This is a genomic window from Pseudonocardia sp. NPDC049154 (assembly GCF_040648315.1).
Classification (GTDB): Bacteria; Actinomycetota; Actinomycetes; order Mycobacteriales; family Pseudonocardiaceae; genus Pseudonocardia.
Window position 1 is genome coordinate 1 of the sequence record NZ_JBEZDN010000009.1, and the last position, 23,905, is coordinate 23,905.

Below are 23,905 nucleotides of genomic sequence, written 5' to 3' on the forward strand. Positions count from 1 at the left end.
CTGCTCGCCGAGATCGGCGACGCCCGCGGCCGGTTCCCCACCCCGGACTCGCTGATCTGCCTGGCCGGGGTCGCCCCCTCCACCCGCCAGTCCGGGAAGCAGTCCCCGGGCGACTGCGGGGCGATGATCGGCAAGGGGGCTTCGCCGTTGCGCCCGTACATGGCCTGCAGCAGGTCGGCCTGCTCGGGCTTGGTCGGCAACCCCGTGCTGGGCCCGCCGCGCTGCACGTCGATCACCAGCAGCGGCAGCTCCAGGGCGACGGCCAGGCCGATGGTCTCGGCCTTGAGCGCGATCCCCGGACCCGACGTCGTCGTGACACCCAGGGAGCCGCCGAAGGAGGCGCCCAGGGCGGCGCCGACGCCTGCGATCTCGTCCTCGGCCTGGAAGGTGGTCACACCGTAGGCCTTCTGCTTGGACAACTCGTGCAGGATGTCGCTGGCCGGGGTGATCGGATAACTACCGAGGAACACGTGCAGGCCGGTGGTCTGTCCGGCGGCGACGATGCCGTAGGCCATCGCGGTGTTGCCGGTGATCTGCCGGTAGGTGCCGGGGCGAGGCGGGTGGGGGCGACCTCGTAGGTGACGGCGAAGGCCTCGGTGGTCTCGCCGTAGGCGTGCCCGGCGCGGAAGGCGAGGATGTTGGCCTCGGCGATGTCCGGCTTCTTGGCGAACTTCTCGCGGAGGAACCGTTCGGTGCCCTCGTGCGGGCGGTGGTACATCCAGGACAGCAGCCCGAGGGCGAACATGTTCTTGGCCCGCTCGGCGTCCTTCTTGCTCAGCCCGGTCTCCTCCAGCGCACCCGGGTCAGGGTGGCCATGGCGACGGGGTGCACCTGGTAGTCGGCGTGCGAGTCGTCTTCCAGGGGGTTGGCCTGGTAGCCGACTTTGGTGAGGTTGCGCTGGTGAACTCGTCGGTGTTGACGATCAGTACCCCGCGTGGGGCAGGTCGGCGATGTTGGCCTTGAGCGCGGCCGGGTTTATCGCCACCAGCACGTCCGGCCGGTCGCCGGGGGTGAGGATGTCGTAGTTGGCGAAGTGCAGCTGCAACGACGAGACACAGGGCAGGGTCCCGGCAGGGGCCCGGATCTCGGCCGGATAGTTCGGCAGGGTGGACAGGTCGTTGCCGAAGGTCGCGGTCTCCGAGGTGAACTGGTCACCGGTGGGCTGCATGCCGTCGCCCGAGTCGCCCCGCGAACCGGATGACCACCCGGTCCTTCGTCACGACGGCGTTGTCGTGAATCGTCATGGTGCGTTTCTCCCGGAGCAAACTGGCGTGCATCCTCGGACTTGGAAGTTAACATAGTGAAGTAGTCGTGTCGCCCACTTTCGGGCCACGCCGATCCAGTGTTGGAAGGTCCCCCATGGCATCCCTCATCGCAGACGGAGTCGACGGCGTCCGCGCCCTCCCGCTCGGTGTGCCCCTCGGGCGCAGCGCCCCCTACACGATCACCCAGGAGGTCGTCGACAAGTTCGCGGACGCGACCGGTGACCACGAGTGGATCCACGTCGACCCGGAGCGCGCCGCGACGGGCCCGTTCGGCGGCACGATCGCGCACGGCTTCTTCACGCTCTCCCTGCTTCCGCGGGTGCTGACGGAGGTCCTGGAGGTCACGGGATTCCGAATGGCCCTGAACTATGGCTGCAACAAGGTCCGGTTCCCTGCACCCGTCCCCGTCGGCAGTGCCGTGACCGGGACGCTCGTCCTCGACGAGGTCCGCGAGGTGACGGGTGGGCTCCAGCTCGCAATGACCGTCACCATCGGGGTGGAGGGGGAGCCGAAGCCCGGCTGCGTGGCCACGTTCCTCTCCCGCCAGCTCGTCTGAGAGTCCGTGGGGAAGGCCCTTGGGCGAATTACTTAGCCATGTTAACCTCGCCCACGTCGCTCACCGAGGAGGAGTCACATGGGTGCCTGGACGGCCGAGGAGGTCCGCCTCGCTCATGCGGGTGGAGAGGACCTCGGCCCGGAGTCGTTCGTGCTCGCCGAGCGGGAGTACCCAGACCCGGCAGACGGCCACGTGCTGGTCCGTGTCCGCTACGCCTCGCTCGACCCGTCGCACCGGATCCGACTGCGCCACAGCCCGGCGGGGACCGTTCCGGCGGCGGGTGTTGTCGGCGAGGTCGTGGCGTCGGCGAGCACCCGGTTCGCCGTCGGTGACCTGGTGACGGGGTCTGGCACGTGGTCGAACCTGGCCGTGCTCGCGGAGGCGGCCGCGACGCCGTACACACCGCCGCCCGGCGTGCCGGACCACCACGCCGTCGGGATCCTCGGGCTGACCGGCCTCACCGCGTACTTCGGGGTCACGCGGGTGCTGCGCCCCGAGCCCGGCGAGAAGATCGTGGTGAGCGGCGCCTACGGCGGGGTCGGACAGGTCGCCTGCCGGCTCGCGGCGCTCGCCGGTGCGGAGGTCCTCGGCGTCGCCGGGGGGGGGGACCGCAAGGTGCAGGCCCTGCGCGCCAAGGGCATCGAGGCGGTGGACTACCGGGCCGCGGACTTCGCCGACAGGATCACCGCCTGGGCCCCGGACGGTGCGGACGGCTACTTCGACAACGTCTGGGGTGAGACGTCCGCCCGTGTCGTCGAGCGGCTCCGGCCGCTGGGCCGCGTCGCGTTGTGCGGTCAGATGTCGGCGATCGGCGAGCACGCCGTCCCGCCCCTGCCGCTCGACGACTGGTTCGTCCTGGTCACCAGGTCGCTGCGGATCCTCGGGTTCCGGGCGGCGGACTACGCCTCGGAGAACGCCACGGCGGTCGCCGAGCTGGGCCGCCTGCTGGCGGAGGGGAAGCTGGACCAGGACTTGCACCTCGTCCGCGGCTGGGCGGAGGCCGGGGCCGCCTTCGCCGACATGGTCGCGGGCCGGACCTTCGGCAAGCTGGTCGTCGACGCCACCTGAGCGCCGCGAGGCCACACGGGAACCGGATCGAACGGGATCGGAGGGTATCGGATGGTCAATTCCGACGGTGAGGGGAGCCTCGTCGACCAGGTTCAGAAGCTGCTGGCGGGGGACGCGGACGCGCTCGTCGACCCCTACCCGGTGTGGAACCGGCTGCGCGACGAGGCTCCGGTGGTCCGGCTCGGTGACGCCGTGCTGCTCAGCAGGCACCGTGACGTCAAGCAGCTGCTCGGGGACAACCACCACTTCTACAGTCGCGCCCGCACGAAGACCTCCGCCCGCTACGAGAACGCGCGGCAGACCTTCTCCCCGCACGGCCGGGCCGCCTTCGACACCGTGCTGGACCACGAGTTCACCCAGCTCGTGCGGCTCGACCCGCCGGACCACCCGCGGGTGCGCCGGGTGGTCACCCCGCCCTTCTCGGCGAAGGCGCTGCGCACGGAGATGCAGGCCAGGGTGGACGGTCGGGTCCGCGAGGCCCTCGACGAGGTGCGCGCCGGTGGCGGCGTGGTGGACTTCAAGCAGGTCGCCTACACGCTGCCGCTCAAGGTCCTCGGTGACCTGCTCGGCATCCCGCTAAGCGACCTCGACGACATCCACTCGTGGGCCTTCCGGATCGCAGAGAACAAGCTCAACGCGGACTCCGAGCAGAAGTCCATCGAGGCCGCGGGCGCGTACGAGAGCCTGATGGCCTACATCGACCGGCTCGTCGAGCGGCACCGGGCGTCCGGGCAGCCGACCGGTCTCGTGTCGGCCCTGCTCGAGTCCGAGGCGGACGGCGTCGTCAACGGCACCGAGGTGCGGGCGATGCTCGCGCTCATGATCTTCGCGGGGCACGAGACCACCAGCAACCTCCTGGCCATCGGCATGATGGCACTGCTCGAGCACCCGGAGCAGTGGAAGGTGCTGGTGGCCGACCGGGCCAAGGCCCCCGCGGTGGTGGAGGAGCTGCTCCGCTACGTCACCCCCGCCCACTTCCTGCAGTACGTGGCCGCCCAGCGACGCGAGCTCGACGGGGTGTTGATCGAGGAGGGCGACACGGTGATCGGGGTCCTGGCCTCGGCGAACCGCGATCCGGACGTGTTCCTGGACCCCGAGCGGCTCGACGTACTGCGTCCGGACGCGAAGCTGCACGTCTCACTGGGGCTCGGACCGCACTTCTGTCTCGGGGCGGGTCTCGCGCGCATGGAGGCCGCCTCACTGTTCTCGGCCATGGCCGAGCAGTTCCCGGGCGCCCGGCTGACCGACGATCCGGTGGTGTGGGGCGGTCGGTCGCTGCGGACCCCGATCGCGCTCCCGATCGCCGTCGGGACCTGACGGCGCCGCCCGAACCGGCGCCTGCCCGGCGCCGCTGTCCGATGACGCTCGATGACGAGGTGGCGATGATGCGACTGTTGGTGACCGGAGCCGGGGGCGGAATCGGTGGGGCGGTGGCCAGGCTGGCGACCGCGCGGTACGAGGGGGCGGTGATCGCCCTCGTCGACCGCGACAAGTCCTTGCTGGACGAGACGGCGCAGGCGGTCACCGCCGGGGGCGGACGCCCGGTCGTCGTGCAGTCCGACCTGTCAACAGTCGAGGGCCCGGCGGAGGCCGTGCGCGCCGCGGAGCAGGAGCTCGGCGGGATCGACGCGCTGGTCAGCAACGCCGGTCTGGGCGGCGGGGGACCGCTGCACTCGCTCGACGTCGAGTCCTGGGACCAGGTCTTCGCAGTGAACACCCGAGCGACGTGGCTGCTGGCGAAGGCGGCCTACCCGGCGCTGGTGGCGAGCCGGGGCTCGGTCGTCGCCACGACATCGATCTCCGCGCGGCACCCCACCCCGCCCATGGGTGCCTACAGCCCGTCCAAGGCGGCGCTGCTGATGCTGGTCAAGCAGCTCGCGCTCGAGTGGGGGCCCGACGGTGTGCGGGTCAACGCCGTCGCGCCCGGCCCGACCGACACCGGGCTGACGTTCGCCGCATTCGGCAACGCGGCCGACGAGGCGGCGGTGGAGAACCGGCGGTACCGCGAGTCGCTGATCCCGATGCGCCGCATCGGTCACCCGGACGACGTCGCCGAGGCGGTCCTGTGGCTGAGCGGCCCCGGCGCTGCCCAGGTGACCGGGAACGAGATTACTGTCGACGGTGGCCTCTCTCAGGCCCTGATGCCGGTGACCGGCGGGGGCTCGGGCCACCAGCGCGGACGGAGTTGACCGCCGACGCGGTTGGCGACTGGGCCTCCGCCCGCCCCACGGGCGACCCGTCGCAACCGGCGCCGCGCCCCGTCCTGTTCTCGACGGTCCTGGTGGCGGCCGCGCTGGTCGCGGCGGTCGTCGTCACCCTCGGGGCGCCCCTGGTGACCGTCCTGCAGGAGCAGTTCCGCCTCTCGGCGGACCATGCGCAGTGGTCGTACACGGTGACCCTGCTGGTGGGCGCCGTGGCGACGCCGGTGCTGGGGCGGGTAACCGACGGGCGGCACATGCGCGGCGCCGCCGTCGCCATCGCGGCACTGGTTGCGATCGGGTGTCTGCTCAGCGCCGTCGCCGGGTCGTTCGGGGTCTTCCTGGCGGGACACTGCAGGGCCTGGCGCTGTGCCTCGTGGCGATGACGATCGCCGCGGCCCGCGCACACCTGCCCGTGCAGCGGGCGGGCGGGGTGATCGCCCTGCTCTCGGTCACGACGGCGCTCGGCGCTGGCATCGGCTATCCGATCACGACGGCGGTGGTGCAGGCCTTCGGCACGCCCGCCGCCTACGCGGGGGCGGCGGGTCTGGTGGTGGGCGCGGCGCTCGGTCTGCGGCTCGGGGTCCCGGGCGTCGGGGCCGCGGCGCGGATCCGAAGCACCCCCGACGTGGTCGGGGCGCTGGTGATGAGTGTCGCCGTCGGGGCTGGTCTGCTCGGGCTCAGCCATGGCAACGCCCTCGGCTGGCTGCACCCGGCGGTCCTCGTGCCGCTCGGGCTGGCACCGCTGCTCCTGGTCTCCTGGGTCTGGTGGGAGGGACGTGTCGCCGCGCCGCTCGTCCGGCTGGACCTGCTGCGGCTGCCCGCCGTTGTGCAGGCGAATGTCGGAGCCCTGCTCATGGGGTACAGCCTCTACAGCCTGCCGGTGCTCGTGGTCCGGGCCGGCCTGCTGCCCCTCGAAGCAGCGCACCGCCACGGGCTCACCCTGGCCTAGGTCGGGTTCGTGATGGTCACGATCGCGGTCGGGAACGCGACGCCGCCCCGATCGAGCCCCGGAGGGTGACGCCCTCGCGGCGAACACCGGGCGTCGCGCTGCTCGGTCAGGGTGTAGCTCAGCCGGCCGCGGAGGCTCCGGACTCGTCGCGGTGTAGCGCGCGAAAAGCCCGTCCAGGGCGATGCTCCGGGCGCCGCGTCGCACATCGGCGCGCACGGGCGGGGGAATGCAAACCGGTACCGCGGCCGTCAGGTTCGTGGTCGCGCTCCCGCACACCGTCTTCGATCCCGACCAGGCGTTCGAGGAGATCACCGCTCGCCCGCGCACGGATGGCGGTGAGCGACGACCGGATCGTCGGGACGCTCCACTCCGTCCCGATGCGGCCGACGGTGCCGGGTGGGAGAGCAACGAGTTCCGCGCGGTCGTTCCGGACGTCGTCGCCCAGACGCGGGGGAGCCGGGCGGGGCTGATCGAGCGCGACGACCTCGCGTGGGAGTCGATGTCGTGAAGCTCGTTCCCCGAGACCCCCGGAGGCCGACGCCTCGCTGGTGCGGCTGCTCGTCGACCTGGACTGGGTCACGTCCGTGACCTTGACGAGCGACCCGTCGACGACCCGATGCCGTACCTCATGACGGACGCGCGGGCGGTCCGGCAGCGCCACCGAGACTACTTCCTCCGGCTGCGAGCTGCTGCGCACTACGACACCTCCGTGGTGCGACACCCTGTCCAGAGTGTGTGCGTCCGCGGCCCGGAGTCGGGCTCAGTCCACGACCGTGATCGCGGCGGCCGGGCAGGCCTCGGCGGCGGCTCGGGCTGCGTTCAGCCGAGTGGGGTCCGGCGCCTCCACGAGGAGCACGACGACCCCGTTGTCGTCCTGGTCGAACAGGTCCTCCGCCTCCAGGATGCAGGCGCCTGCGGAGATGCAGCAGTCGCGGTCCACTTCGATCCTCATCGGTCCTCCTCGGTGGCCGGGGCGGGCGGTGGGGTCAGGGCGACCCGAACCAGTCCCACTCCCCGGGGTGATGGTGCGCAGCGGACCGCTCCAGACGACGTGCTCGATCTCGGTGGCCGCCGCGTCCGGCCGGAGCAGCGCGCCGACCGCGGGCGCCGCATCGACGGGGTCGCCGTCCAGGTGCACGATCCGGACGAGTGTGCCGCGGCCGGCCCCGCCCGCGTCGCCGAAACCCGCTCCGTCCGAGTGCAGTGCGTAGGTGGACACCCCGGCGACGCCGGTGGTGGCGAGCAGCGCGGGGACCGTCTCGGCCTCGAAGCGGGCCAACCGTAGGCCCGCCATCGGGTCGAGGGGGTGGCCGAACCGCGAGACGGTCAGGTGGACGCCGCGGTGCGGACGCATCGGGACCGCCCCCGCCTCGACGAGCACCCGCGGTGCGGCGTGGGCCGAGACGGGGGACAGGAAGCCGACCGGGCGGCGGTCGGTGTAGGCGAGCTCGGGCCGTCGTCCCCACCACTGTGCGCGCGCTGGTTGAGCTCGGTCCAGTCGCGCACCGACTCGTCGAGCGGTGTGCGGAACCAGTACACGACGGCGTACTGGTGCCCGGCGTCCGCGTCGCTCCCCGTGACCCACGGCAGGCAGTCCGGGGTGCAGACCCACCGGTCACCCCAGACCACTCCGGGCAGCCGCAGGTTCTCGGGCAGGTGGTCGAGTTGGTGCCAGGCGTTGTACTCGATGTGCCGGTCCTCGCGCAGCCTCGTGAATGTCAGGAACGCCCTGTCCCACGTCATCGTGGTGTGCCCGCCCGGCAGGCGAACGGCGAGACGTACGGGATTCCGGCCGCGGCCGCGGACTCGGCGATCCAGTCCCCGATCTCGGCGGCGATCTCGTGGCTCACCAGCTCGATCCACATGCCGGGCGTCTCGTCGTTGTAGTGGAAGGCCGCACGGGTGATCCGTCCGTCCTCCTCGTCCCCGGACAGCTCGCGGCGGTAGCCCTGCTTCTCGAGCGCGGCCGACGCGCCCGGCAGGTCCTCGGTGTAATAACCGAGGTGGTGGATGTAGCGGCCACCGGTGAGGTTCACGTAGGGACCGGCGTCGATCTGCTCGAGCAGCTCGACGAAGTGCGGGCCTTGTAGCGAGTAGGTGAACCGTACGTGCCGACCGACGAGCCCGTCCGGGCCGAGCAGCGGGGTCGTCGACTCCTTCGGGGGCGCCCACTGCAGACCCAGCGCACCCCCCATCTGCTTCATGGCCCGCTCCAGGTCGTTGACGATCAGGCCGGTGTGGTAGAGCCGCAGCATCGCGGGGTCCGACATGTGTCCTCCTCGTCCGTCGGACGAGATAGTACACATGACTAAGCTTTTCGTCTCGACGGTTCGTCGGTCCGGTTGACGCCCCGCGGAACCGCTGTTCTAATCCTTAGTGAGGTTAAGTTTCTCGCGGCGCGGCGAAGGGCCGCTCCGCACATCGACGAGGCCGGGGAGGTGCGATGCTGCTGTCCGACCGCGGCCTGCTGTCCGAGGAGACCGAGCGCGACCCGCACGCCTACTACGCCCACCTGCGGGAGCACGCTCCCGTGCACTACGACGCCGGGGCGGGGGCGTACCTGATCACCCGGCATGCGGACGTCAGCGCGGCTTACCGCAACCCGGCGTTCGGCACCGAGAACTACGCCTGGCAGCTCGAGCCCGCGATGGGTCGGACCATCCTGCAGATGTCTGGTCGGGAGCACTCCGGCATCCGCGGTGTCATGACCCCGTACTTCCGTGGACGGGGGCTCGAAGCCTGGCTTCCGTTGATCCATCGCACGATCGTCGAGCTGATGACCCAGTCCATCCGGAACGGTGTCGACGGGCTCGTCGAGCGGCTGGTTCCGGGTACCCGGGTGGATCTCGCGGCCACGTTCAGTCACCGCCTCCCGGTCTGGGTGATCGCCGAGGTGCTGGGGCTTCCCCGGTCGGACTACGAGCTCTTCTACGGCTGGTACCAGGCGCAGAGCGAGTTCCTGTCGAACCTCGCCCGCGACCCCGAGGTGGAGCGGCGTGGGGCGGCGGCGCTGACCGAGCTGCGTGACTATCTGCGCCCACTCGTGCAGGCCCGCCGGATCGAGCCGGGCGGGGACTTCATCTCGATGCTCGCCGCGGCGCGGATCGACGGCAGGCTGCTCGACGACGACGAGGTCATGACCCACGCGACCCACCTGCTCAACGCGGGGTCCGAGACCACCGACCGCACGTTGACCAACCTCGTCCGCCACCTTTTGGTGCGCCCGGAGCGGTATGCCGCCGTGCGGGACGACCGTTCCCTCGTGCTGCCCGCGATCGTCGAGACGCTGCGGCTCACGCCGCCGTCACAGATGAACGGTCGGGTCGTGACCGAGGACGTGGAGATCGCGGGCGTTCCGATCCCGGCGGGCTCGTTCGTGCTGTTGGTGATGGCGTCGGCGAACCGGGACGAGCGACGCTTCACCCAGCCCGCGGAGTTCGTGCCGGGCCGCGCCGACCTCGACGTCGCCTCGGCGTTCAACGGGGTCGGCGGCCATTTCGCCTTCGGTTTCGGTAGACACTTCTGCCTCGGCGCATCGGTGGCGCGCAGCGAGCTGGAGGTGGCACTGAACGCGCTCCTCGACGCGTTCCCGGACATGCGGCTCGCACCGGGTTTCGTACCGCGTGACCGCGGGCTGAAGATGCGCTCGCCGGAGTCGTTGGAGGTCGTTCTGTAGTGCCGGACCGTCAGGCAAGGGCTGGAGAGAACGTGCGTGGCGTGGCCGCGCGGGAAGAAGGGCCACATGACAACTCTTGAGTACGACCGGCGCCAGGCGCTGGTCACCCCCGACCGGCTGCGGCACTTCTTCGGCGCGCGGCGGCTCGCGGTCGTCGGCGCGTCCGAGACGTCGAACTGGGGACGTAACCTGATGCGCAACCTGGACGCGGCGGGCGGTGTCAAGGATCTCGCGTTCGTCCATCCCAAGTACCCCGAGCTGTTCGGCAGGCCCACCATTCCGTCGATGCGCGACCTCGACGAGCCCACGGACCTGGCGTTCCTGATGGTCGGCCCGTCACGCGTCGAGGCGCTGCTGGAGGACGCCGCCGCGGCGGGCGTGAAGAACGCCGTGGTGCTCGCGGCGGGCTACGGCGAGACCGGGGACGAGGGGCGCGAGCGCCAGCAGCGGCTGGGCGAGGTCGCCCGCGAGCTCGACATCACGATCATGGGTCCGAACACGATCGGCTACGTCAACGCGAGCCTCGGGATCGCACCCTGGGCCGTGGCCAGCGAGCGGCCGCCGATGCGCGGTCCGGTCAGCGCGGTGTTCGAGAGCGGCTCCATGGCGCGGGCGACCTACGAGTTCGCCCAGGCGCACGGGGTCGGCTGCAGCCTCTGGGCCTCGGTCGGCAACTCGGCCATCCTGACCAGCCTCGACATCCTCGAGTACCTGCTGGAGGACGAGGCCACCCGCTCGGTCGCGCTGTTCCTGGAGACGGTCCGCGAACCGGAGCGACTCTTCGCGCTGGGGCGCCGGGCGCTGGAGCTGGACAAGGCGATCGTGGCGTTCAAGGCGGGCCGCAGCGAGGCGGGCAAGCGCTCGGCGATGGCCCACACCGGCGCCGTGGCGACGGACGACGCGGTGGTCGACGCCGCGTTCGCGCAGGCCGGTATCGTCCGCACGGAGAGCATCGAGGAGATGGTCTCCACGGCCGGGCTGCTCGGCTACCAGAAGGTCCGGCCGAAGGGGACCCGGATGGGCGTGGTCACCTCGTCGGGCGGTGGGTGCAACATCATCGCCGACCTCGCGAGCGTCCACGGGCTGGAGCTGCCCGCGTGGGAGCCGGCCACCGTCGCGAAGCTCGCCGAGCAGCTGCCCCCGTTCGCGTCCATCCTGAACCCCCTGGACACGACCGGCTTCGGGCACGCGCGTGCCAGGCCGCGGCCGACGAAGGCAGAGGACGACCTGATGGAGATCGCCGTCGAGGACGGCGGGATCGACTTCATGTTCACGATGATGACGCCGCTGCCCAGCGCCCGGCCGGAGGACCCGACGTTCATCGAGAGCAGGCTGGAGATCCTGGGACAGATCGTCCGGGACTCGCCCGTGCCGGTTGTAATGGCCTCCAACACGTGCCTCGACGTCGCGGACTACCCGCGCGGCCTGCTGGAGGGCGCGGAGCTGTTCCTGCTGCCGGGCGCGGACCTGGGGCTCGCCTCGGTGGGGAACATGGTGCGCTGGATCGCGCTGCGCGGTCGCGTGTTGGCCGCGGAGCCGCCCGTCCGACCCGAGGTCGTCGCCCGCGCGGACGAGCCGGTCGGTGCGTGGGCCGAGGACGAGGGCCGGGCGCTGCTGGCCGAGCACGGCGCACCGATGGTGCCCGCCGTCCTGGTCGAGGACGTCGACGCGGCCGCGCGTGCGGTGGCCGCCGTCGACGGTCCGGTCGCGATGAAGGTCTGCTCCCGCGATATCGCCCACAAGTCGGACATCGGCGGGGTGGTGCTGAACGTGCGCGGCGAGGCCGAGGCTCGCGCCGCGTTCGAGCGGATCCGGGAGGCCGCCGCGACCCTAGCGCCCGAGGCGGAGGTGCGGGGCGTGCTCGTCTCGCCCATGCGTGCCGCGGGTGGCGTGGAGCTCCTGGTGGGTGTGACCCACGACCCGACGTTCGGCGCGGTCCTCGCCGTCGGGCTCGGCGGGATCTGGGTCGAGGTGCTGAAGGACGTGAGCCTGCGCGTGCTGCCGGTGGACGCGGCGACGGTCAAGGAGATGCTGACGGGGCTCAAGGCCGCCGCGCTCCTCCAGGGCGCCCGCGGCGCGGAGCCGGTCGACCTCGACGCGCTCGCCGAGGCCATCGTCGCGATCAGCCGGGCCGCGCTGTCGCTGGGTGACCGGCTGGAGACGCTCGAGGTCAACCCGCTGCTGGCCACGGCGTCGGGGGCCGAGGGCCTCGACGCCCTGGTCCTCACGAAGGACCGGCGGTGAGCCCGCCCGAGCGGGCGCCCGACCGCACCCACAACCCGGGCGGTGCCCTCGCCGGCGTCCGTGTCCTGGACTTCACGCGGTTCATGCAGGGACCCCTGGCCACCCGGCTGTTCGCCGACATGGGCGCAGAGGTGCTCAAGATCGAACGGCCCGGCGGCGAGTGGGACCGCAGGCTGCGGCCCGCGGCCAACGGGTTCCACGGCTTCTTCCACGGCCTCAACCGGGGCAAGCGTTCGCTCGCCGTCGACATCACGACCACGCAGGGTCGGGAGATCGTGCTGGGTCTGGCCCGCGAGGCCGACGTGGTGATCGAGAACTTCCGGCCGGGAGTCCTGGACCGGCTCGGGCTGGGCTGGGCGGAGCTGCACGCGGTCAACCCGCGGCTGATCTATGCCGGCGCCTCGGGTTACGGCCCGTCCGGGCCGCACAGTGGTGAGCCGATGTACGACATGGTCGCCCAGGCGGTCTCCGGGGTCTCGGACTTCATGCGCAGCCCGGAGGGCGTGCCGCGGCTGGCAACCCGCGGGATGGCGGACTCGGCCGGGGCGATGTTCCTGGCCATGGCCGTGGTGTCCGCCTTGTACGTCCGCGAGCGCACCGGGGAGGGGCAGCGTGTCGATGCGAGCCTGGTCGGGGCGTGTCTGGGCATGCACACCGCCGAGCTGACCATCTCGCTGAACGAGGAGAGGATCTACCGGCCGCAGGGCCGGGTCACGTCCACCTCGGGGGCCTTCCGCTGCCGGGACGACCGCTGGGTGGTCATCGGCGCCACGGACCAGAAGCTGTGGCGCAACCTCACCGGTGCGCTGGAGCGCCCCGACCTGTTCTCGGACGAGCGGTTCGCCTACGGGAAGATCCGCGAACAGAACCGCGCCGTGTTGGAGCCGATGCTGGAGGAGGTCTTCCGCACCCGCGACCGGGACGACTGGGTCGAGCGGATGCGGGCCGCGAACGTCCCCGTGGCGCCGGTCAACACCTTCCTGGACCTGACCGAGGATCCCGACGTGCTGGCGAACGGCTACGTCGTGACCCAGCAGGACCCCGTCTTCGGCGAGGTCCGGACGATCGGGCACCCCTTCCACATGAGCGCCACGCCCGGGCGGGTCGGCGAGCACACACCCGCCCTCGGCGAGGACACCCGGGCCGAGCTGGCCACGCTCGGTCTGTCCCCGGACGAGATTCGTGCGCTGGTCGAGGCCGGTGTGGTCGAGGCTCCGGACGAGGAGGTGGCGCCGTGAAGCCGCGCCGATGGGGGACCGACGAGTCCCGCGCCGCCGCCGTCGACCAGGTGCTCTACGACGTCGACCGGAAGACCGGGATCGCGACGATCACCCTGAACCGGCCCGAGAAGCACAACGCGCTGAGCGTCCCGATGCGGGACCGGATCGTCGACCTGCTCGCCGAGGTGGACGAGGACGACGATGTGCGCGTCGTGGTGTTCCGCGGTAACGGCAAGTCCTTCTGCAGCGGCAACGAGATCAACGAGGAGTGGGGCCAGCGGCTGCCGCAGGAGCGCCGGCGGACCCTCAACGTGGGCTACCGCTACGGCGCGGACATGGCCTGGGGCAGGCTCGGGTTCAGCCAGGCCGTCTCGCGGTGCACCAAGGTGACCGTCGCGCAGATCCACGGCTACTGCGCCGCCGCCGCGTACTTCATGATCACCTGCAAGGTCGACCTCGTGCTCGCGGCCGAGGACGCCCGGATCGGTGCGCTGGAGGCTCGGTTCCTCGGGCCCGCGGGCGCGGTGGCGAGCGTGCACATCAACCGGATCATCGGCATGAAGGCCGCTCGTCGCACCGGGTACACCGCGAAGCCGATGAGTGGGCTCGAGGCGAAGCGGCTCGGGCTGGTGTACGAGTGTGCCCCGGCCGCCGAGCTGGCGGCCCTCACGGAGCGGGTCGTGCGGCCGATCGGCGCGCGGTCGTCCGCGGAGGTCGACCACCTGACCGCGCGGCTGCGCGCGGCCGAGGGGTTGATGGACACCAGCGTCCCGTCGATCACGGGGCTGCTCGTGTCGCACTTCCTGCAGCCCGGTCAGGACGAGCTGGACTTCTGGCGCACCGCCAAGGAGGTCGGCGTCGGTGGGGCGCTCGACGCGGACAAGGCCCGCAAGGGCGCCGCCGACCCACGGTCGCGGGTGGCGGCGGGGACGGAGGGGGCACCGTGAGCGGGATGATCGACGTGTCGGTGAGCGCCGGGGTGGCGACGGTCGAGGTGGCGGACTTCGCGCCGCTCTCCCGGTTCGACGCGGACTTCGGCTGGGAGCTGCGCGACACCGTCGTGGCCCTCGCCGACGACGACCTGGTCAAGGTGATCCACCTGCGGGCCACCGGGCCGGACTTCGCACCCGAGGTGACGGGCCCCGTCTCCGCCTCGGCACCCCCGTCGGCGCGGTGGCGGCGGGTGTTCGCCGGCGCGAAGGGCCTCTACCAGTCGTTGTGCTTCGCCAAGAAGGCGGTCGTGACCGAGGTCGCCGGGTCCTGCACGGGTGCGGGGAGCATGCTCGTGCTCTGCTCGCACCTGACGGTCGCCGCGGACGACGCGCGGTTCGGCTCGCCGTTCCTCGCGCTGCCCGAGTCGAACTTCGTGCTCGCCGCGTTGACCATGCGGCTCAACCGGGCGAAGGCGTGGGCGGTGACCGAGGAGCTCCTCGGTGCGGACCGGGCCCAGGAGGCGGGCCTGATCAACGACGTCGTGTCGCGGGCGGCGCTGCCCGCGGCGGCGGCGCGGCTGGCCGCCGACGTCGCCGAGATGCCACTGGACGGGGTGGCGATGACGACGATGCTGCGCCAGGCCGTGCTCGACGCCCACGGCGTGGGCCGGGAGTTCGACCTCGCGCCGCACTATGCGATGAGCGCGCGTGCCGTGGGGAGCGGATGATGGCGGAGGAGACCGAGAGCGTCGAGCTGCTGCTCGACCGCGCCGAGTACCGGGCGGTGATCCGGCTCGGCCGCAGCTTCGTCACCCGGGCGATGGCCCGGCGGATCGTCGAGCACCTGGACGCGATCGACGCGGATGACGACGTCAAGGTCGTCGTCATCGAGAGCTCCGGCCCGGACCTGTCCCGCGGCTGGGACCCCGACGAGGCCTGGCGACAGTACGTCGAGGCCCCCGGTGGCGCGGTCCGTAAGCACCCGAGCCAGCGCGCCCGGCTCGAGGCGTTCGACGAGTCCTGGTGGGGCGATCGCGGGCTCTACCGGCGGCTGCTGCACTGCCGCAAGGTCACCGTCGTCAAGGCGGTGGGGGAGTGCTTCGAGACGGGCCTGTTCCTGGCGCTGTGCGCCGACCTGGTCGTGGCCGACGTCGGAGCCCGGTTCGCCGTACCCCGTTGGCACAGCCTGGGTGCCGATGGCGACCTCTCGCTGCTGATCGCGACGGTGGGCCTCAAGCGCACCTCCGAGCTGGCGTTCGCCGGGCGGATCTGGGACTCGGCCACGGCCGAGCGGATCGGCCTGGTGGACGAGGTCGCCGACGACGTCGACACGGCGGTCGACACCCTTGCGGGAATGTGCGCGTCGATCATGCGGGACGGGATCGTGACCGAGAAGTACGCCGTCTTCGCCTCGTTGGCCAAGATGGGCGTGGACCACTCCTTCGCCGCCGCGACCGTCGTGGGCGCTTCGCTCAGCAACATCCACTTCCAGCCGGAGGAGTTCAACTTCCTCGCGGAGGTCCGTCGGAACGGCGCCGACGAGGCGCTCGCGCGCTCGCGCGCGCGGCTCACCGCCTCGGAGGTCCCGTGAGTCAGTCGAGAGCGGGGTCGCAGAGCTGTTCGAGGGCTGGGATCGCCGCCAGGAGGGCCTCGACGTCCCGCGCACTCAGTCGGGAGAGGTGATCGGACAGCCAGTTCTCACGAGTGCGCAGGATCCGAAGTCGCTCGAGTTCGCCCGCGGGCGTTAACGAGATCACCGCCGTGCGGCGGTCCGCCGGGTCGGCGAGTCGGAGGACGTAGCCGATCTCGATGAGTCGGTTCAAGCTCCTGGTGACGGACGGGGGAGTGACACCCTCGCTAGCCGCGAGATCACCCGCGGTGACGGGCTGCATCCGGTGGATGGCGAACAACAGCGAGATGAGTGCGTAGGACAGGCCTTCGTCGTTCTGCTGCCGGAGCACCCGCCCCAGCCTGCCCAGCGTCATGCGGAGCCGGGTGATGTCGACGTCGCTGATCCCGCGGATGGACTCGTCGTCCTCCGGGGGCTGCTCTGTGGCCGGCGTGCCCATGCTCGGCGCACCCTCCTCCGGGAGTTGTGCGATATGCCCGGAAAGTTCGAATGACATGGTCGGCTCTCCATGATAAGGGAAGGGTCGGGGACGTGGCCGGATCGGGGGACTGCGGAGTGATGGACAAAGGTTGCGGAACATGGATCGCAGCGATTATTTTGCCATGTTAGATATCTGATGTGCACCACCACCGCAGGGAGGCGTCGTGAGTGATCTCGTGAAGGATCTGAAGCCGGAGCTGACGTACACGAGCTTCGAGCCGCACATGCACAAGGCCACCACCCCGAAGCAGCGCAAGCACCTCGAGACCGTCGTGCACCACTCGAAGGGCGAGGTCCTCGCGAACCTCGACATGGTGCTCCCCACTCTCTCGCCGGACCCGCAGTACCACGAGTTCGGCGTGCTGGCGGGTCGGACGGACGACACCGGGCCGAAGGGCCGCGAGGCGGTGCTCGCCAACTACACCGAGATGGTCAACAACGGCTCGTACGTGATCGAGTCCAAGAAGACCCGGGTGGTGGTGTCGGACAACGAGATCGTCACCGAGGGTACGTACCGGCAGATCCTGACCGCCGCCGTGGCGCGGAAGATGGGCTATGTGGACGACTCGTCCCCGCAGGCGTCCCACTACGTGCTGGCCGGCCGGACGGTCGTCTTCTGGGAGTTCGACGAGAACGACCTCGCAAAGGGCGAGGACCGGTACGTGATGAACCACCAGGTCGTCCCCATCTCCGAGGACGACCTGCCGGAGAACTACCCGGCGCAGTTCCGGACGAAGTGAGGGTTCGATGACGACTCGCACCATCGAGGAGCGCCTGGACGAGCAGGAGAGCCGCACGGCGATCTCCGCGCTGGTCGCCGGCTACTGCGAGGGGGTCGACCACGACAACCTCGAGCTGTTCATGAGCCTGTGGCACTCCGACGCCGCTTACCTCATCCCGGGTGGGCGCGGAGACTTCCACGGCACCGAGGGCATCCGCCAGTCCCAGGTCGTGATCGGCAAGGCCTGGTCGTCCACCAAGCACTGGACGACCAACCACACCGTCGCGTTCGAGAACCCGGACGTCGCCACCGGCCGCAGCGACTGCTTCGCCGTCTGTGAGCACCACGACGGGAAGGTCAGCCTGGTCTCGGCCACCTACGTCGACCGCTACGAGCGGCGGGACGGCACGTGGCGGATCGCGGAGCGCCTGGTCAAGCGGTGGTTCGTCAGCGAGGGCCAGGACATCAAGCTGCTCGAGCCGTTCTGAGGGGCCACCGTGGCGATCCTGGCTGACACGTCTTTCCCCGGCCTGCTCTCCGCCGAGGTGGCACGCGATCCGTACGCGTTCTACCGCAGGCTGCGGGCCGAGGCCCCGCTGCACTGGGACGAGGGTGCGCAGGCCTATCTGCTCACCCGGCACGCGGCGGTCTCGACGGGCTACCGGCACCCGGCGTTCACCACGCGCAACTACGAGTGGCAGCTCGAGCCCGTGTTCGGGCGGAGCCTGCTGCAGATGGGCGGCGGCGAGCACTCCCGGAAGCGCGCGTTGGTCAGCCCGCACTTCCGCGGCGCCGGGCTGGACGCGTGGTCGGGGACGATCCACCGCAATGTGGCGCAGATTCTGGACGGGACCGTGGAGCGCGCGGTCGACATTCTCCTCGATCCCGTGCAGTCGGGCGAGGAATTCGACCTGCTGACGCGTTTCGCGCATTACCTACCGGTGTTCGTGATCGCCGACATGCTGGACCTGCCCCGTTCCGACTACCGTCGGTTCTGGGGCTGGTACAACGCCATGATCGCCTTCCTGTCCAACCTGGCCCGGGACTCGGTCGTGCACGACGCGGGCGTCCGGGCGACTCGGGAGCTGCGGGAGTACCTGGGCCCGATCGTCGCCGCGCGGCGAGCGGACCCGGGCTCCGACCTGATCTCCGTGCTCACCACGGCCGAGTTCGAGGGCCAGTCGCTGGGCGACGACGAGATCATGACCCACGTCACCCAGCTCCTGAACGCCGGCTCGGAGACGACCGACAAGACCATCGGCAGCCTCTTCGCCCACCTGCTCATCGAGCGCGAGCGCTACGAGGAGGTGCATGACGACCGGTCGCTGGTCGTCCCGGCCATCAGCGAGACCCTGCGGCTCACCCCGCCCTCGCAGATGAATGGGCGCGTCCTGGCGGAGGACGTGGAGATCGAGGGCGGCGTGCTGCCCGAGGGCTCGACGGTGTACCTCGTGATCGCCTCGGCCAACCGGGACGAGCGGCGCTTCGCCGACCCGGAGGTCTACGACATGCACCGCACCGACCTGTCGCACCAGGACGCGTTCTCGGCCCGCGGCGAGCACTTCGCGTTCGGCCACGGACGGCACTTCTGCCTCGGGGCGATGCTGGCTCGGGCGGAGCTGACCGTCGCCCTGGGTGCGGTGCTCGACCGGTTCCCCGACCTGCGGCTCGCGCCGGACTTCGTCCCGCACGAGGCCGGGCTGAAGATGCGGGCCACGGCCGAGCTGCGCGTCGTCGCCTGACGACGGGGCCGCAGTCGACCCGACGACGTCCGACGAAGGTGTGGATGTGACCGAACATCGTGTGCTCGTGACCGGTGCCTCCGGGCTGATCGGCCGCGAGGCGGTCCGGGCCTTCCTGGCCGCCGGGTGGGAGGTCGTCGGGGCCGCCCGCGGCGCACCGCAGGTGCCTGGTGAGCCGCGCTACCGGCAGCTCGCCGTGGACCTGCGGGACGCCGCGGCCGCGGCCGCGGCCCTCGCCGACCTCCCGCCCATCACCCACCTGGTCCATGCGGCGGTCTTCGAGAAGCCGGGCCTGGTGGCCGGTTGGTCGGACCCCGAGCAGATGGCGGTCAACAAGGCGATGCTGGACAACGTCCTGCGTCCGCTCCTGGCGACCGATCTGCTGGCGCAGGTCACGATCATGCAGGGCACCAAGGCCTACGGGGTGCACCTGCATCCGATCCCGCTGCCCGCCCGCGAGCGGCACCCGCGGGACCCGCACGAGAACTTCTACTGGCACCAGGAGGATCTGCTGCGGGAGTACGCGGCGTCGGCCGGGTTCCGGTGGACGGTGCTGCGCCCCGTGCAGGTGGTCGGGCCCGCGTACGGGGTCGGCTACTGCATGCCGCCGGTGATCGGCGCGATGGCGGCGATCTGTCGCCGGACCGGGGAGCCCTTCGGGTTCCCGGGGTACCCGGTCGATCTTCCCAAACAGGTCGTGGACGTGCGGCTCGTCGCGGATGCGCTTGTCTGGGCCGCGGCGGCCGAGTCCGCGGACGGCGAGCACTTCAACCTGACCAACGGCGAGGTGTTCTCCTGGCCGCAGCTGTGGCCCGCGCTCGCGGACGCACTCGGGGTGGAGCCCGCCGAGCCCGTGGCCCGCAGCCTCGCCGCCTTCCTGCCCGCGCACGCGGAGGACTGGGCCGCTGTCGCGGACGAGCAGGGCCTGGCGGTCCGCGACCTCGGCGCGGTGCTCGGCCAGTCGCACCTCTACGCCGACTACACCTTCCACCACGGGGCGACCACGCCGCCGCCCCCTGCGCTGGTCAGCACCGTCAAGATCAAGAAGGCCGGCTTCACGACGGTCTGGGACACCGAGGAGTCCTTCCGGGACGCGATCGGTGAGCTGCAGCGTCGCCGGATCCTGCCGGACCCGGCCGGACGGCCGACGTGACCCGGCAGGCACCCGTCCTCGCCTGGGGCACCGTCCGCTACGCCGCGTTCCCCGACCGGGTCGCCGCCGCCGCGGCGGCGGGCTACTCGGGGATCGGGCTGGCCGTCCCGTACTACCGGCGCCTGCGGGCGGAGGGGTGGCGCCCGGCCGAGCTGCGCGCGGTCCTCGACGACCACGGGATCGTGGCCGCCGAGGCCGAGGTGCTGTTCGGGTTCTGTGCGCCGCCCGGCCCCGCGAACGTGCCCGGCCGACCGGGGATGGTCTACGCGGATCCCGAGGTCGAGCGGGCGGTGGTCGAACTCGGCGACGAGCTCGGCGTCCCGCTGGTCCAGGCGGTCGGCACGTTCGATGACCGACCGGTGGACCAACGCGTGGTCGACTCCTTCGGCGAGTTGTGCGACCGGCTGGGTCCGCACGGCCTCACGGTCGCGCTCGAGTTCGTGCCCTACACCAACATCCCGGACGTCTCCACGGCCGACCGGGTCGTCACCGCGGCCGGGCGGGCCAACGGTGGCCTGTGCGTGGACTCGTGGCACTTCTTCCGCGGCGACGCGGACTGGGCCGCGCTGTCGTCGGTGCCTGCGGACCGGATCGTGATGGTTCAGGTCAACGACGGTCCGTTACGGCCGGAGACCGATGACGTCCGAGCGGAGGCCGTCTCACGCCGGCGCTGCGTCGGGCGGGGCGAGTTCGCCCTCGGACGGTTCCTCGACGTCGTCCGGCCGCCGGGAGATCCTCGACCGGTGTCGGTGGAGATCTACTCCGATGCGCTCGACCGTCTGACCTCGGTCGACGCCGCGCACGCCGCAGTCCGCGGGGTGTGATGCGCTTGACACCCATTAAGGTAGAAGCTTACATTTTACCACGTTAATGAAGTTGGCTGGGAACGGTGCACCCTGTGCGCCGACCGGCGCGGTCGACCCCCTTTCGCTCCACCACAGGACCTTCCGTGGTGCGCCCGTCATCAGAGGAGAGGCAGGTCCATGCAGAGCCTGAAGGAAGCCCGGGACCAGGACCCATACGGGTTCTTCGCGGAACGACTGGCCGCCGGCCCGGTGCACTGGGACGAGGGCATGAACGCGTGGATCGTCGTCGGGTACGACGAGTGTCGCGAGGTGCAGCGGCGCGAGGACGTGTTCAAGCACCCCTACTTCGAGCTCAACGGAGCCGCGGACGTCTACGGCGGCCCCCGCGGGGTCCTGCTGCTGCAGGGCGAGCAGCACCACGCGGTCCACGGGATGTTGCTCAAGCACTTCAGCCCGCGGACGGTGAACGGCTACCGGACCGAGTTCATCGCCGATCTCGTGTCCCGGAGGCTCGACGCATTGGGCGAGCGCACCCGGTTCGACCTGGCGACCGAGTACGCGAACATCATCCCGAGCGACGTCATCGCGGCCATGCTGGGTCTGGATTGGCGCGACGAGCAGACCATGGCGGACTGCCGGACCTGGAACATCGCCATGTTCCGGTGGACCGAGACGTTCGGCGAGGACGACTCGGCCTTCGCCGAGGCGAAGGCGGCCGCCGAGAACCTCAACCGGGTCCTGCTCCCGGTGATCCGGGCGCGCAAGGACTCCCAGGCGGACGACCTCATCTCGCTGCTCTGGCGCCAGGGTCCAGGCGTCATCGAGCCGTGGGGTGAGGCCGAGGTGCTCGCCCAGGCGCGCGTGCTGTTCTTCGCCGGGACCGACACCACCTCGCACTTCCTGAAGAACGCCATCTATGTCCTGCTCGAGCACCCGGAGCTGCAGGACCGGCTACGTGGCGACGAGCGGGCCGTCGCGGACTTCGGTGAGGAGGTCCTGCGCTACCTCGCCCCGGTGCAGTTTCGGGTGCGGGTCGCGACGCGCGACGTCGAGGTGGCAGGGCAGCTGATCCGGGAGGGCGACCGCGTCCACCCGGTCAACGGCGCCGCCAACCGCGACCCCAAGCACTACCCGAACCCGGACGTCGTCGACGTCGAGCGGCGCGGGATCAAGGACCACGTCGCCTTCAACGTCGGCCCGCGCTACTGCGTCGGCGCGGCCCTGTCCCGTGGTGAAGAGCTCGAGGTCATCGCTCAGCTGCTGGACCGCTACGAGAACCTCCGGTGGGACACCGATGCCGAGCCCGCGCGCTACCGCGGGTACATGCCGCGTTCGTTCAGCCCGCTGAACGTGGTGGCGGACCGGCGGGCGGGCAGGCCCTGAGCGGGATGCTGGAGGGCTCCGTTGCGGTGGTGACCGGGGCGGGCGAACGGCCCGGAGCTGCTGTCGGTGGCTGCGGACGTCGCCGACGCCGACGCCGTCGAGCGTGCGTTCGCCGAGGTCACGGAGACGCTCGGGGCGCCGGACGTCGTGGTGCATGCGGCCGGGGTAGACGACGCGCAGGTTAAGGCCCTGGTGGCGGAGCAGACCCGTGCGGGTGAGCCCGTTCTGACCCTGCCCCACGTCACCGCCGATGCCTGGCGTCGCATGCAGGCGGTGAACCTCGACGGCACCTTCCACGTGCTGCGCAGCGCCGCCTGTCGGATGCTCGACCGGCGGGCCGGTGCGATCGTGCTCGTCGGCTCCGAAGCCGCCGTCCATGGGCTCGGCGGACTGGTGCACTACAGCGCCTCGAAGGGCGGGGTCCACGCGCTCACTCGCAGTGCGGCCAAGGAGCTGGCACCCTTCGGGATCCGGGTCAACGCCGTCGCCCCCGGTGTCATCGACACCCCGATGAGCAGGCGCTCGAAGAGCGTCTTCGGCGGTACCGCGCCCGCTCCGCTGGGCAGGCTGGGGCGGCCCGAGGAGATCGCCAAGGTCGCGCTGTCCCTGGCCTCGGACCTGGCGTCCTACGTGGTCGGCGAGATCGTCAACGTGGACGGGGGGAGGATGGCCTGCTAGCGAGGTCGCCGGAGGCGGGGGAGCACGGACACGTGAGGTACGGGGTCGAGGATGCGGGCGGGCGGTCCGTCCAGCGGGTCGTGGCGGACCTGTTCCACCAGCACGGCTACGACACGGTGGCGGTGCGCGACATCGCCGCCGCGGCGGGCGTGGCGGTGCCGGTCGTCTACCGGCGGTACGACGGCAAGCAGGACGTGCTCCGGGCGTGTGTCCGGGCAGGGCTCGACCTGCTGGCCGAGGTCCTGCGCGAGGCCGCCCTCGAGGAGGACCGTCGCCTCGTCGAGCGTCTCGGTGAGCTGTCCGTGGAGTGCCGGAGCCTATGGGCGCTGCTCCTGCGCGAGTCCCGCCACCTCGAGCCCGACGAGCGGGCCGCCACATGGCGGCGCGCCGACGAGGTGGTCACCAGGCTGGCTGCCGTCATCGAACGACGGTGGCCGGGCATCGCGACCGAGGACGCCGTGCTGCGCGCCCACGTCGTCCGCTCCACATTGGAGGTTCCGGGCCGGTTCCCCCGACGCCGGGCGCGGCAGGCGTTGACCTTCGCGCTGGCGGAGGTCGCGGCCGAGGTCGTGCACGCGCCGCCCGGCGAGGCTCCACCGCCCGCACCGGAGCCGACCTCTTCGGCCGCTACGGACCGGCCCGCCGAGATCGCTCGGATCGCCGCGGAGCTGTTCGTCCGACACGGCTTCGGCTCCGTCGCCGTCGAGGACGTCGCGAGCCGTGCCGGGCTCACCGGAGCCGGGGTGTACCACTACTTCCCGAGCAAGGCCGACCTGCTCACCTGGATCGTCCGCGACGGCGTCGACCGCGTCGAGCGAAGCCGGACCCGGGTGGCCCGCGACCGGCGCGGACCGGCAGCGGGCCTCCGGGACAACGCCGCCCTCCGTGTCGCGCTGGCGCTGCGCGAGCCGTGGCTGTGTCAAGTGTTGACCGAGGAGTGGCTATACCTCGCTCCGGGGCCGCTGCGCGCCTTCCGGCTGGAGCGGCGGGCCTGGATGGACGCGTGGCAGACGGCGCTGCGCGGAGCCAGGCCCGACCTGGACGCCGTCCAGGTCGACGTGCGGCTCGGAGCGGCGCTGTCGGTCGTGCACGACCTCGCCCGCTCCGCCGACCTCCGCGTCCAGCCGAACATCCGCACTCGGGCGCTCGCCGCGGTCTGCGGGTGCTTCGGCGTCCCGGACGCACACGAACCCTGACCCGA

Annotated in this window: 25 protein-coding genes and 1 pseudogene; 21 read left to right on the top strand and 5 right to left on the bottom strand. The window is 71.3% G+C overall.

Annotated elements, in window-relative coordinates; translation table 11 throughout:
• Nucleotides 1–95: 95 nt before the first annotated feature.
• A pseudogene (locus AB0B41_RS07280) lies at nucleotides 96–1,244 on the bottom strand (2-oxoacid:acceptor oxidoreductase family protein); the annotation flags it as partial.
• Nucleotides 1,245–1,359: 115 nt separating this feature from the next.
• Here AB0B41_RS07280 and AB0B41_RS07285 point away from each other — a divergent pair.
• The 7 genes from AB0B41_RS07285 to AB0B41_RS07315 all read left to right on the top strand — a co-directional run bounded on the left by AB0B41_RS07285 (nucleotide 1,360) and on the right by AB0B41_RS07315 (nucleotide 6,547).
• On the top strand, nucleotides 1,360–1,821 hold the full coding sequence (locus tag AB0B41_RS07285; protein ID WP_358200013.1) for a MaoC family dehydratase: 462 nt from the start codon (nucleotides 1,360–1,362) through the stop codon (nucleotides 1,819–1,821).
• Nucleotides 1,822–1,899: 78 nt separating this feature from the next.
• A complete protein-coding gene (locus AB0B41_RS07290) occupies nucleotides 1,900–2,889 on the top strand; it encodes an NADP-dependent oxidoreductase (RefSeq protein WP_358200015.1) in 990 nt (329 codons plus the stop codon).
• A gap of 51 nt (nucleotides 2,890–2,940) precedes the next feature.
• The gene (locus AB0B41_RS07295) at nucleotides 2,941–4,206 is read left to right on the top strand and encodes a cytochrome P450 (protein ID WP_358200018.1); all 1,266 of its coding nucleotides are present in this window, start codon (nucleotides 2,941–2,943) and stop codon (nucleotides 4,204–4,206) included.
• Between the two features lie 68 nt (nucleotides 4,207–4,274).
• A complete protein-coding gene (locus AB0B41_RS07300; protein WP_358200020.1) occupies nucleotides 4,275–5,078 on the top strand; it encodes an SDR family oxidoreductase in 804 nt (267 codons plus the stop codon).
• Entirely contained in the window at nucleotides 5,075–5,473 is a 399-nt protein-coding gene (locus tag AB0B41_RS07305; protein WP_358200022.1) for a hypothetical protein, read from the top strand. The genes AB0B41_RS07300 and AB0B41_RS07305 overlap by 4 nt, the downstream gene beginning before the upstream one ends.
• Nucleotides 5,470–6,039, top strand: a complete 570-nt coding sequence (locus AB0B41_RS07310) for a hypothetical protein (protein WP_358200024.1) — start codon at nucleotides 5,470–5,472, stop codon at nucleotides 6,037–6,039. The genes AB0B41_RS07305 and AB0B41_RS07310 overlap by 4 nt, the downstream gene beginning before the upstream one ends.
• Nucleotides 6,040–6,265: 226 nt before the next feature.
• Nucleotides 6,266–6,547, top strand: a complete 282-nt coding sequence (locus AB0B41_RS07315; RefSeq protein WP_358200026.1) for a hypothetical protein — start codon at nucleotides 6,266–6,268, stop codon at nucleotides 6,545–6,547.
• Between the two features lie 252 nt (nucleotides 6,548–6,799).
• Here the strand turns inward: AB0B41_RS07315 and AB0B41_RS07320 are convergent, their stop codons facing one another.
• Genes AB0B41_RS07320 through AB0B41_RS07330 form a run of 3 tightly spaced genes read right to left on the bottom strand, consistent with a single transcriptional unit; the run spans nucleotide 6,800 to nucleotide 8,309 of the window.
• Nucleotides 6,800–7,393 (bottom strand): ferredoxin, encoded by a 594-nt coding sequence (locus AB0B41_RS07320; RefSeq protein WP_358200028.1) that lies wholly within the window; start codon nucleotides 7,391–7,393, stop codon nucleotides 6,800–6,802.
• Nucleotides 7,366–7,782, bottom strand: a complete 417-nt coding sequence (locus AB0B41_RS07325) for a hypothetical protein (protein WP_358200030.1) — start codon at nucleotides 7,780–7,782, stop codon at nucleotides 7,366–7,368. Before AB0B41_RS07325 ends, AB0B41_RS07320 begins: the two co-directional genes overlap by 28 nt.
• The gene (locus AB0B41_RS07330) at nucleotides 7,779–8,309 is read right to left on the bottom strand and encodes a VOC family protein (protein ID WP_358200032.1); all 531 of its coding nucleotides are present in this window, start codon (nucleotides 8,307–8,309) and stop codon (nucleotides 7,779–7,781) included. Before AB0B41_RS07330 ends, AB0B41_RS07325 begins: the two co-directional genes overlap by 4 nt.
• A gap of 173 nt (nucleotides 8,310–8,482) precedes the next feature.
• Between AB0B41_RS07330 and AB0B41_RS07335 the strand changes: the two genes are divergently transcribed.
• The 6 genes from AB0B41_RS07335 (at nucleotide 8,483) to AB0B41_RS07360 (ending at nucleotide 15,702) form a co-directional block, all read left to right on the top strand.
• Complete coding sequence (locus AB0B41_RS07335) at nucleotides 8,483–9,715, top strand: cytochrome P450 (protein WP_358200034.1); 1,233 nt, start codon at nucleotides 8,483–8,485, stop codon at nucleotides 9,713–9,715.
• Nucleotides 9,716–9,781: 66 nt separating this feature from the next.
• Nucleotides 9,782–11,959 (top strand): acetate--CoA ligase family protein, encoded by a 2,178-nt coding sequence (locus AB0B41_RS07340; RefSeq protein WP_358200036.1) that lies wholly within the window; start codon nucleotides 9,782–9,784, stop codon nucleotides 11,957–11,959.
• Complete coding sequence (locus tag AB0B41_RS07345) at nucleotides 11,956–13,197, top strand: CoA transferase (protein WP_358200038.1); 1,242 nt, start codon at nucleotides 11,956–11,958, stop codon at nucleotides 13,195–13,197. The genes AB0B41_RS07340 and AB0B41_RS07345 overlap by 4 nt, the downstream gene beginning before the upstream one ends.
• Nucleotides 13,194–14,126, top strand: coding sequence for an enoyl-CoA hydratase/isomerase family protein (locus AB0B41_RS07350; RefSeq protein WP_358200040.1), 933 nt, complete (start codon nucleotides 13,194–13,196; stop codon nucleotides 14,124–14,126). Before AB0B41_RS07345 ends, AB0B41_RS07350 begins: the two co-directional genes overlap by 4 nt.
• 5 nt (nucleotides 14,127–14,131) lie before the next feature.
• Nucleotides 14,132–14,839 carry an enoyl-CoA hydratase/isomerase family protein gene (locus AB0B41_RS07355; RefSeq protein ID WP_358200042.1) on the top strand — a complete coding sequence of 236 codons (708 nt, stop codon included), beginning with the start codon at nucleotides 14,132–14,134 and terminating at the stop codon, nucleotides 14,837–14,839.
• Entirely contained in the window at nucleotides 14,839–15,702 is an 864-nt protein-coding gene (locus AB0B41_RS07360) for an enoyl-CoA hydratase/isomerase family protein (RefSeq protein WP_358200044.1), read from the top strand. The genes AB0B41_RS07355 and AB0B41_RS07360 overlap by 1 nt, the downstream gene beginning before the upstream one ends.
• Before the next feature lies 1 nt (nucleotide 15,703).
• Here AB0B41_RS07360 and AB0B41_RS07365 read toward each other — a convergent pair whose 3' ends face one another.
• The gene (locus tag AB0B41_RS07365; protein ID WP_358200046.1) at nucleotides 15,704–16,180 is read right to left on the bottom strand and encodes a MarR family transcriptional regulator; all 477 of its coding nucleotides are present in this window, start codon (nucleotides 16,178–16,180) and stop codon (nucleotides 15,704–15,706) included.
• Nucleotides 16,181–16,385: 205 nt separating this feature from the next.
• Between AB0B41_RS07365 and AB0B41_RS07370 the strand changes: the two genes are divergently transcribed.
• From AB0B41_RS07370 to AB0B41_RS07405, 8 genes are all read left to right on the top strand, one after another.
• Nucleotides 16,386–16,961: a hypothetical protein gene (locus tag AB0B41_RS07370; RefSeq protein ID WP_358200048.1), complete on the top strand. Its 576-nt coding sequence runs from the start codon at nucleotides 16,386–16,388 to the stop codon at nucleotides 16,959–16,961.
• A gap of 7 nt (nucleotides 16,962–16,968) precedes the next feature.
• Entirely contained in the window at nucleotides 16,969–17,430 is a 462-nt protein-coding gene (locus tag AB0B41_RS07375) for a nuclear transport factor 2 family protein (RefSeq protein WP_358200050.1), read from the top strand.
• A 9-nt stretch (nucleotides 17,431–17,439) separates the two neighbouring features.
• Nucleotides 17,440–18,684 (top strand): cytochrome P450, encoded by a 1,245-nt coding sequence (locus tag AB0B41_RS07380; protein WP_358200052.1) that lies wholly within the window; start codon nucleotides 17,440–17,442, stop codon nucleotides 18,682–18,684.
• A gap of 46 nt (nucleotides 18,685–18,730) precedes the next feature.
• Complete coding sequence (locus AB0B41_RS07385; protein WP_358200054.1) at nucleotides 18,731–19,837, top strand: NAD-dependent epimerase/dehydratase family protein; 1,107 nt, start codon at nucleotides 18,731–18,733, stop codon at nucleotides 19,835–19,837.
• Nucleotides 19,834–20,661: a sugar phosphate isomerase/epimerase family protein gene (locus tag AB0B41_RS07390; protein ID WP_358200056.1), complete on the top strand. Its 828-nt coding sequence runs from the start codon at nucleotides 19,834–19,836 to the stop codon at nucleotides 20,659–20,661. Before AB0B41_RS07385 ends, AB0B41_RS07390 begins: the two co-directional genes overlap by 4 nt.
• Before the next feature lie 159 nt (nucleotides 20,662–20,820).
• Nucleotides 20,821–22,026 (top strand): cytochrome P450, encoded by a 1,206-nt coding sequence (locus AB0B41_RS07395; protein WP_358200058.1) that lies wholly within the window; start codon nucleotides 20,821–20,823, stop codon nucleotides 22,024–22,026.
• 66 nt (nucleotides 22,027–22,092) lie between these two features.
• Nucleotides 22,093–22,704, top strand: a complete 612-nt coding sequence (locus AB0B41_RS07400) for an SDR family NAD(P)-dependent oxidoreductase (protein ID WP_358200060.1) — start codon at nucleotides 22,093–22,095, stop codon at nucleotides 22,702–22,704.
• Nucleotides 22,705–22,736: 32 nt separating this feature from the next.
• On the top strand, nucleotides 22,737–23,900 hold the full coding sequence (locus AB0B41_RS07405) for a TetR family transcriptional regulator (protein ID WP_358200062.1): 1,164 nt from the start codon (nucleotides 22,737–22,739) through the stop codon (nucleotides 23,898–23,900).
• Nucleotides 23,901–23,905: the final 5 nt, after the last annotated feature.